Source organism: Legionella sp. JM-2024 (assembly GCF_055389095.1).
The window spans coordinates 382,547-392,500 of the sequence record NZ_AP039388.1; the positions used below are offsets into that span (position 1 = coordinate 382,547).

The window sequence follows — 9,954 nt, forward strand, 5'->3', positions numbered from 1 at the left end:
TCTTTTTACAACTCGTTTTTGGGTTTATTGCTCAGTTGAAATTACTTTGAAGCGGCTAAGTTATTTTCGCATTAACTCATGTTGATAAACACTTGCTCCTTTGTCCAAAGCAAAATAGACTGGTTATCCTAGAGATCTTAAATAAAATAGCAAAGGAAGGTATTTTTATGGCTATTGTGTTTTTTTTGATTTATTTGGCTTTTACTCTAGTAGTATTGTACAGGGCAATTAATCCCTTGGTTTGGGAAACTGGGAGTATTATTTACCTAATTTTTGCCACTTTCTATTTTGGTTTTCCGTGGGTAATAGGAATATTGATCTGGTTGTTTGTTATTGCAACAGTTCTGATTATTCAAGTTGAACCATTACGACTTTTAATTAGTGATTATTTATATAAAACAGCAGGGAAATCCATTCCTAAACTATCTAAAACTGAAGAAGAAGCATTGAATGCTGGTGATACTTGGTTAGAACAAGATATTTTTATAGGGAAACCAGATTGGCAAAGGTTATCTTCCGTTTCTACAGAACTAACTGAGGAAGAACAATCCTTTTTGGATAATGAAACACATACTTTATGTACGATGTTAGATGAGTGGGAAATCAGTCAGGAATATGATTTGTCACCCAAGGTTTGGAATTACATTAAAGAAAGTGGTTTTTTAGGATTGGTTATTCCAAAGGAATTTGGTGGCAAAGGTTTTTCAGCTAGAGCACATTCCGACATTGTAATGAAAATTGCCACTCGCTCAGGAGTAGCTGCTGTTACAGTGATGGTACCTAATTCTCTGGGTCCGGGAGAATTATTAAATTATTATGGAACTGATGAGCAAAAATCTTATTATCTCCCACGTCTGGCCAAAGGCATAGAGATTCCTTGTTTTGCATTGACTGAGCCAGGCGCAGGAAGTGATGCAACATCTATTCAATCAGAAGCCATAGTAGTTAAAAAGAAGGTGGAAGGGAAATCAGTGCTTGGATTAAATATCACTTTAGACAAACGATGGATTACCTTGGCACCTATTGCGACCTTAATAGGTTTGGCTGTCAACCTGAAGGATCCGGATGGACTTTTAAAAGGGGAAGGAGAAGAAGGCATCACTTGTTTGCTTATCCCTAGAGATACAGAAAATCTTGAGATCGGAAACAGACATTTGCCTGCTGATCAGCCCTTTATGAATGGAACTTTACGTGGCAAAGATATTTTTGTACCTATTGATACTATAATTGGTGGCCAGAAGAGAGCGGGATCTGGATGGCAAATGCTGGTTGAATGCTTGTCTATTGGACGTTCTATATCACTTCCGGCATTAGGCGCAGGCACATCTTCCGTTTCTTATTTAACAACAGGAGCTTTTGCAAGAATTCGCCGTCAATTTAATGTGGAAATCGCTCAGTTTGAAGGAGTAGCGGAAAAACTTGCAGAAATAGCCGGGTTGAATTATTTAATAAACTCTACTCGATTATTAACTGTTGCTGCAGTTAATGAGCATAAAAAACCTTCCGTGGCTTCGGCAATTACTAAATATTTTAATACCGAGTTGGCGCGTATTGTTGTGAATGATGCAATGGATGTTCATGCAGGCCGCGCTGTTGTTGTGGGTCCACGTAATTACTTGAACAGTTTATATCAAAGCGTACCTATTTCCATTACGGTAGAAGGTGCTAACATTATGTCCAGAAATTTGCTGATTTTTGGACAAGGTTCAATGGCTTGTCATCCATTCATTAGAGATGAATTCTACGCGATCTCAACTGAGAATAAGGAAGCATTTAGAGAGTTAATTTGGAAACATATTAATTATTTTATGCAAAATTTTGCTAAAGCAGTCTGTTCAGCATGGACAGGTGGTTTGTTTATTACTGTGCCAGATAATTCAATGAAAAGAGAGTATAAAAAATTAGCACGCTTAAGTCATGCTTATTCGTGGCTTGCTGATTTGTCTTTAATTTATTTGGGAGGCGATTTAAAACGTAGAGAACGCTTATCTGCCAGATTAGCTGATGGCATGTCTTATCTTTACATGGCTATGGCAGCCTTACGAAATGCGCAATTAAATCAAGATAATCCTGATGAGCAATTACATGCCAGATGGGCTGTAACCTACTGTTTTTATCATGCACAAAAATCTATGATTGCTCTTTGTCAAAATTTGCCGTCAAAATTTTTAGGTTTTATTGCCCGTGTGTCTGCGTTTCCATTTGGACAAACAATGCGCTATCCCTCAGATAAATTAGATCATCAACTAGCTCGTTTAATGACTGGTAATAATCAATATCGTGATCGCTTGAAAAAATCTGTCTTTCTCAGCGGTGATCCTGAACAGCCAGTGGATCGAATGGAACGTGCGTTGCAGCTTATCATCGAAACGGATGCGTTGTCTAAGAAAGTGAATGATTTGAAACGACATAAATTTAGTAAACTGAAAGACAAATTAAAAGAAAAAGTAACAAATGGTCAGTTATCCCAACAAGAAATGAATGATTTGCTTGCCGTTGAAGACGCACGGTGGGATGCTATTTTAGTAGATGAATTTACTTTCGAGTCTATGAAGAAAAAGACTTTTCATTCTGTGATCGATAAAATGAAATCTCCATTGATGTGATTTTTACAGACTTTTAACATCTATACACAAACCAGCTATCAATCTAATGAGGCTGGTTTGCTATAATTAATTCATATCTATTTAAACTAAAAAACAATTGTCGAGAGCTAGTTATGGAAAAAATGTCATTACCCACGAGACAAGCCTTATTGCACGCCATGCAAGTTGGTGAATCATCCATTCAAGGTGCAGAATATATGGCGACAAGATTCGAAGAGATTTTAACTAAAGAAAAACTATTACCACAATGCCAAGATATGCTGGATAAAGTAAACGAATACGCTCAATATGTTAGATTTAAACTGTTATCCTCTGCTCAAGTTTGGTCCGGTCACGAAAGACCGACTTCTGATTATCAAAATACTCAAGAAAATAAAGCTGAATTTTTGGCTACTCATATGAGAGGTATGACTGAGGGATTAAAATTGGAAATCGAAATCGGAGACGGTGCAAAAATATTACGCGGATTTTCTTCTAATGGAAAAATGGTGGAAGGAGACCAGCTTAAAACTTCAGATGGGTTATTTGAAGGTTGGCTTGCTAAGAATAATCTTGCTATTTCCGGAGGAGCGGTTGTTAAAATAGATAACGCGGGTAACCAAACTAATACGAACCCAGAGGAAATCAGGAATTTAATCAATGATAGTGAAAAAGGTGTCGCTAGGTATTTTGCAGAGAAGGGTGTCAGCATAGATGTGGCACAACGGGAACCAAAAGTGCTGGAAACCAAGCGAGAAGAATTGCAGCAATCTATTGAGGCAATCAGTGAGACACCGACAACCCCAACAGCCGGTGCTTAAATTTGGTAGTCAGTGTCATTATTGTTTGCTGCTTTAAGTCTTTCCATAGAGCCTATATCATACCAAGTCCCAGAATATAGGCTGCCTGTGGCATTATTTTGTTCTACATACTTTCTGATTAAAGGTGTAACAGAATATCGGCCTTGCTTGCTGTGAGCAAATACTTTGGGATTATAACAGGCTATACCCGAAAAAGTATAAACTGGGTTTGTATTGGTTAGGCGAGATTCATTAGTTAAGCCAAAATCTCCATGATGACGTAGGGAAGGATTATTGGGTACTAAAATAAGATGAAAGGTATCAATGGATTGAATTTGAAAGCTGTTAAAATCAAAGTCAGTATAAATGTCAGCATTGACTGTTAAAAATGGTTTTTCTCCTAATAAAGGTAAGGCTTTTACAATTCCCCCACCTGTTTCAAGCCCTCCAGGTGGCTCAGATGAGTAGATAATATCGATACCCCACCGCTTTCCATTTCCTAGATATTGGCGAATTTGTCCCCCAAGGTAAGCATGATTAATTATTAATCTTTCAAACCCTGCTTTAGCCAAGTTAATTACATGATGCTCAATCAAAGGTTTGTTTTTTACATTACAGAGTGCTTTAGGTATTGTATCGGTCAGCGGACGTAATCGTTCTCCTCGTCCCGCAGCAAGAATCATCGCAGTATTCATGGTAGACAGACTCGTTTTTGAAGAAAGCTAAAAAATGGGAGTAATTCTTCATATACTTCAGTACATTCAAACACATATTTTAAAGTTAAGGGTAAATCTCGAAGATATCCTGCTTTATTGTCGCGCAAATATAAGCGACAAAAAACCCCTAACACTTTTAAATGCCTTTGTAATCCACATAGGTCGAATGCGCGAATAAAATCTGTTAGAGAATAAGTGCTGGCGAGGGAACATTTCCCATGAAAATACGTTACCCATTCTAAAATTTTTTCTCTAGGCCATGAAATATAACAATCCTTCAGTAAAGAAACCAAATCATAGGTAACAGGGCCTTGCATGGCATCTTGAAAATCAATAGTTGCCAAATCGTCATTATGATTTTTTACAAGCATCAGATTTCTTGAATGGTAATCTCTATGAATAAAGACTAGAGGCTGACTGGCTACTTCGCTTGCTATCCATTCGATAGTATGGTGAAAAAGTTGTAATTCCTCATGATTTAAATTAAGAGAAAGATAGGCTTTGAGGAACCATTCCGCACATAAATTCATTTCTTTAAGCATAAAAGCCTTATCAAATGAGGGAAGTTTCGGATCGTTTATAGAGCATTTTTGAATTTCTAACAGCAAATTGATAGCATTATGATAGTAATAATCAACTGTTTCATTATGCAGTTTATTTAATAATAGTTGATCACCTAAATCACTTAATAATAAAAAACCCTGTGCCTTATTTATTGCAAGAATATTTGGAACAGGTATTTTTGCTTTACTAAGAACGTCTGCTATATGTAAAAAGGGCTCGATATTTTCTTTTTCGGGAGGGGCATCCATCACTATTTGAGTTAATCCATTGTATTGAATACGAAAATATCTTCTAAAACTTGCGTCTCCTGCTAGCGGGGCTAAGATAAAATCTTTTTGTTGAATAGTTTGAGTTAACCACTCTTTCAGTGCGTTTTCTCTCTCAAGCATGGTATACTTCCCGTTTTTATTTCTAGAATGCAATTGATATACTCGTGATAAAGAGTGATTTTATTGCGCAAATAATAAGGCATTTTGTTAGCTGTGAACATGAGGTTTTATAAAAAGCTAATTATATACAGTTTTTTTTCATTTATCGCCTTATTGCGAGGCTTATCCTATTGTTATTTAAAACAGCCACTCAAAAAATGGCCACAATTTTGGGTTTCTGCGAAATGGGGATTATTGATCACTGGAGTGAGTGCTCTTATTTTATCCTTAACTAATTATCATGGCGTTGCTTATTCCGCGGTATTGATAAATGAGCCCATTCAAGCTTGTGTGATAGCTCGGGAAGTTGATTTAACAGACGATATAAGAGATAAATTTGCTCAATGTCTGGGATGGCAAGCGGATGAAAATACGCCTGTTTGTCTTGGTTATTATCAGCCTATTACTGTGACGCCACTGGATAATCCGGAAGAAGTACGCATCATGGCTGATAGCGTTTCCTTTTATCGAACCCAAAGATCAACACTATCCGGACATGTAGAAATGCAACAAGGCCAAAGGATAATTAATGCTCAAACTGCATACGTCTACAGGGATTCAAAAACGAATGAAGTGACAAAAATTGAATTTTTGGATCATGTCCGTTATTTAGAGCCTGATAGAATGATGATTGCTAGAAAGGCAATTGTTTATCCACAAGATAAATCAGGGGAAGTAGAGGATGTAATTTATCGGTTTAACACTAATAGAAGCAGCGCTTTGCTTCCAGCATGGGGCAGGGCAAGCTTAATCAAACGTTTTGCAAATAAAGATTACTTTTTGAAAGACGCCACTTACACCACATGCGCCCCTCAAGATAAAGCTTGGGCTATTGAAGCAGAGTCCATAAGTATTGACGATGCGAAAGGAAAAGGCGTGGCTCGAAATGCCAAATTACGTATTCGTGAATGGCCAGTCCTTTATACACCATACTTTACGTTTCCTACCAATAAAGATCGAAAATCAGGTTTTCTAATGCCTATAGTTGGGTACTCTAACATAGGAGGTGCCGATTTAGGTATTCCTTATTATTGGAATATGGCACCGAATTATGATATGACCCTGGTTCCCCATCTGTATACAAAGCGTGGTTTTATGATGGGAGGACAATTTAGATATTTGACTACTAATGGCACTGGAACTTTGAATGGAAGTTTTTTGCCAAAAGATAAAGCCTTTAGGGAATTTTTGCAAAATAATGAAATTGAATTCCCACAACTTCGAGGACTTTCTACAAACCGTTGGCAATTAGGTATTGTGGACTCAACCCAACTGATTCCTGATCTCCAACTGAATGTTAATCTGCAGCAGGTTTCAGATGACTATTATTTTCAAGATTTTAGTACTAATTTGGCATCAATAACCCAGAGACAGTTATTGCGCCAAGCCGATTTAACCTACTTAACTGAAAACTGGACTTTAAGTGGTATGGTGCAAAGTTATCAAACATTACATCCAGTTAATGAAATTGCTGTTTCTCCAGTATATGAACGTTTGCCGCAACTTAAGGCACGAGGTTTTTACTCTGATCTACCTTTCAATGCCAATTTAAATATTCTTGGTCAATATGATCAGTTTCACTGGCCCAATGATTCATGGAATATTGCTCTTAACAATATGCCTCAAGGTCCTCGATTCCATTTTAATCCAATTTTATCAATACCGATGATGCAGCCATGGGGTTATGTCACTCCCTCAGTGCAGTTTGTAGAAAATTATTATGATGTTTCAAGAAATTATACTTGGGGTTCTCCTAAGGCTAATTATAATCTGACCATTCCTCGGTATAGTTTGGACGGAGGATTGTATTTTGAACGTGATTTGAAATTGCAGGGTACAGAATACATACAAACATTAGAACCCAGGTTATTCTATTTAAGGGTACCTTATTATAATCAAACTGTTATTCCTGTATATGACTCTGGGATTATGATTTTTAATGTCGATCAATTATTTAGGACAAATAGATTTTCAGGGTTTGATCGAATCGGAGATGCCAATCAGTTGAGTTATGCCATCACTACAAGATGGTTAGTTGACGAGACAGGAGCTGAAAGGGCTAATTTTTCTATCGGCCAAATTAAATATTTTAGTGAGAGAAGAGTACAAATTTGTCAAAGCCCTACGGGGTTTTGTGTTGACAGTCCAAATACTTTTGGGAAATTGTCTTCCACTTTTGGATATTCACCTATTGCTTCCAGGGCTGTCTATAAATTTAATCCAGCCTGGGGAATGACAGGAGATTATATTTGGGATCCAGCCACAAATGCTACGAACAACGCTGATTTGAATTTGCACTATCAGCCATCTCCCAAAGCCATTATCAACGGTGGATATAGTTATCTGGTCAATGGTGATGTAACTCAAGTAAGAAACAATGGTGCAGAAGATAACGCATTACATCAAGCAATCCTCGCTGCAATTTGGCCACTTAGTGATAAATGGAGCGGTGTTGGTGCCTATAGTTATAATATTAGTAAAAACTACAGCATGATGTCATTTCTTGGTGTGCAATATGATAGTTGCTGCTGGGCTATGCGTATTTTAGGAGGGCGAACGTTTAAAAACTTAAATGACGAATTCGAACCTCAATATAATAGTAATATTTATTTGCAAATATTATTAAAAGGCTTAGGATCGGTGGCAAGTAGTGACCCAAGTGGTATACTGAACACCTATATTCCAGGATACAACGATCCTTTTCAACGTCGTTAGAATCTCATTAAAAAATGGTGAATGACATAGTATAAACGCCTGAGGGTTTTGAGTGATAAGAGTTGAAAGTTTTTTGATCTATTTTTGAGGGATGGTGGCATAAATTAAACAAAGTTGCTTGTATTTTGATAAAGAATAACATAAATTGCCCGACAAAATGTAAATGAGGATTAAGGCATGTTTAAAAGAATAGCATTTTTATGCGTTTTGTTTTCAGGAATGTGTTTCGCCGAAGGAAAACAGTTATTGGATAGGGTAGTTGCGATAGTAAATGACAGTGTCATTACTTCGAGTGAACTTAATGCTCAAGTAGAGTTATCTAAAAAGCAAATTATTGCTCAAAATATGCAAATGCCAGATGAGTCGGTATTACGTAAACAAGTATTACAGCATTTAATCGATGTAGATCTTGAAATGCAAATGGCGAAACAAAATGGTATTGCCGTTGATAATACTGAACTTAATGAAGCAATAGAAAAAATTTCAACTGCAAATCATCTTAGTTTATCTCAGTTACGTGAAGAAATTACAAAGCAAGGGCTTAGTTGGCAAGAATATAGACAAAATATTCGTAAAGAAATGATAATTACCAGGATTCAACAAAAAGCGGTAGGCAAAGATGTCATTGTGACTAATGAACAAGTGGATCAATATTTAAAAACGGCTGGCCAAGTGGATAATTCTAACTTAACCTATCATTTGAAAAATATTGTTATCCCTTTAAATGAGGAGCCAACTACTGAGCAACTCAAAAGAGCGAAAATTGAAGCTGATAATTTATTAAATAAAATAAAAAAAGGGGATGACTTTAGTCGCTTGGCAATAGAGGAGTCAAGCGGGGAATTTGCACTTGAAGGTGGTGATTTAGGTGAGCGCCATTTGGCTGAATTGCCTCAGGTGTTCGCTAAGGAAGTAGTGAGTATGAAAGTTGGCCAGGTGGTTGGTCCAATAAGAACGGGCAACGGATTTCACTTAATCAAACTAATTGCCATTGGTGGTGAGAATCAACGCCATATGATCACTCAAACCCATGTTCGACATATATTACTTAAACCAGATGCCAGTATGGTACCATCGGAAGCTATCAAGCAAGTCAATAATATTTATCAACAAATAAAATCAGGTAAGGATTTCACTTTAATGGCTAAACAGTATTCCCTTGATGCCTCAAGCGCTGTAAAAGGCGGTGATTTAGGTTGGGTTAACCCAGGGGAATTAGTTCCTGAATTTGAAAAGGCAATGAATAATCTACCATTGCATAAGGTCAGTAAACCCGTAAAAACACAGTATGGATGGCATCTTATTGAAGTAGTTGGACGCAGGCAGAAAGATGACTCAGAAGCTTTTAAAAAACAACAAGTCAGACAATTTTTACAACAGAGAAAATTTGTAGAAGCTGTACAAAATTGGCAACAACATTTGCGATCTCAGGCTTACATCAACATAGTTGATAAGGATTTGGCATGAGTCCACTACTTATCAGTAGTGGTGAGCCAGCTGGGATTGGTCCAGATTTGTGTTTGTCTTTGGCTGAATTTGATTTGCCAATAGTAATTTTGGGAGATCCGTTTTTATTAAAGACAAGAGCTAAAGAATTAAATCGTTGTATAGAATTTTTAGAGTATGATCCAGGGAAGCCTTGCAAAAAAAATCCTGGGTATTTAACCGTATTGCCCGTTTCTTGCGCTGCTCCAGTGGTTAGTGGTCAATTAAACCCTCACAATGCTGCCTATGTAATAGAACTCTTAACCTTAGGTGCCAATTTATGCGCAAAGGGAGAATTTTCTGCATTAATTACTGCACCTGTACACAAAGCAAACATTAATGCAGCTGGTATCCGATTTACAGGCCATACGGAATTTTTTGCAGATTTCTTTAAGGTGGAAACTGTTGTCATGATGTTGGCATGTGCCCAAATGAAAGTGGCTTTGGTTACAACGCACCTTCCATTACGAATGGTACCAGATGCTATAAGCATTTCTCAGATCGTTAAGGTCATAAATCAATTGCATCATTCCTTAAAATACGATTTCGGAATTCAACACCCCCGAATAAAAGTAGCAGGCCTGAATCCTCATGCAGGTGAATCAGGATATTTAGGTCGAGAAGAAATTGAAGTAATTACTCCTGCCCTAAATATCTTAAA

At 37.1% G+C, this 9,954-nt stretch carries 7 protein-coding genes (1 of these 7 running past the window's edge); 5 read left to right on the forward strand and 2 right to left on the reverse strand.

The window, feature by feature from the left end:
- Nucleotides 1-167 precede the first annotated feature (167 nt).
- A complete protein-coding gene (locus tag ACZ5EK_RS01580; protein WP_464431059.1) occupies nt 168-2,606 on the forward strand; it encodes an acyl-CoA dehydrogenase in 2,439 nt (812 codons plus the stop codon).
- Nucleotides 2,607-2,719: 113 nt separating this feature from the next.
- A complete protein-coding gene (locus tag ACZ5EK_RS01585; RefSeq protein WP_464431060.1) occupies nt 2,720-3,406 on the forward strand; it encodes a lpg0294 family Dot/Icm T4SS effector in 687 nt (228 codons plus the stop codon).
- On the opposite strand, the gene murU is transcribed toward ACZ5EK_RS01585, so the two are convergent.
- Nucleotides 3,403-4,080, reverse strand: coding sequence for an N-acetylmuramate alpha-1-phosphate uridylyltransferase MurU (gene murU / locus ACZ5EK_RS01590; RefSeq protein WP_464431061.1), 678 nt, complete (start codon nt 4,078-4,080; stop codon nt 3,403-3,405). The genes ACZ5EK_RS01585 and murU overlap by 4 nt on opposite strands.
- On the reverse strand, nt 4,077-5,054 hold the full coding sequence (locus tag ACZ5EK_RS01595) for an aminoglycoside phosphotransferase family protein (protein WP_464431063.1): 978 nt from the start codon (nt 5,052-5,054) through the stop codon (nt 4,077-4,079). Before ACZ5EK_RS01595 ends, murU begins: the two co-directional genes overlap by 4 nt.
- Before the next feature lie 99 nt (nt 5,055-5,153).
- On the opposite strand from ACZ5EK_RS01595, the gene ACZ5EK_RS01600 reads away from it, so the two are divergent.
- From ACZ5EK_RS01600 to pdxA, 3 genes are all read left to right on the forward strand, one after another.
- Nucleotides 5,154-7,808: an LPS-assembly protein LptD gene (locus ACZ5EK_RS01600; RefSeq protein WP_464431065.1), complete on the forward strand. Its 2,655-nt coding sequence runs from the start codon at nt 5,154-5,156 to the stop codon at nt 7,806-7,808.
- A gap of 177 nt (nt 7,809-7,985) precedes the next feature.
- A complete protein-coding gene (locus ACZ5EK_RS01605; protein WP_464431066.1) occupies nt 7,986-9,275 on the forward strand; it encodes a peptidylprolyl isomerase in 1,290 nt (429 codons plus the stop codon).
- Nucleotides 9,272-9,954, forward strand: the 5' portion of a protein-coding gene (gene pdxA / locus ACZ5EK_RS01610; protein WP_464431067.1) for a 4-hydroxythreonine-4-phosphate dehydrogenase PdxA. The gene runs 292 nt beyond the window's last position; the window shows 683 of its 975 coding nt (coding positions 1-683); the start codon lies at nt 9,272-9,274; its stop codon lies off the right edge, out of view. The genes ACZ5EK_RS01605 and pdxA overlap by 4 nt, the downstream gene beginning before the upstream one ends.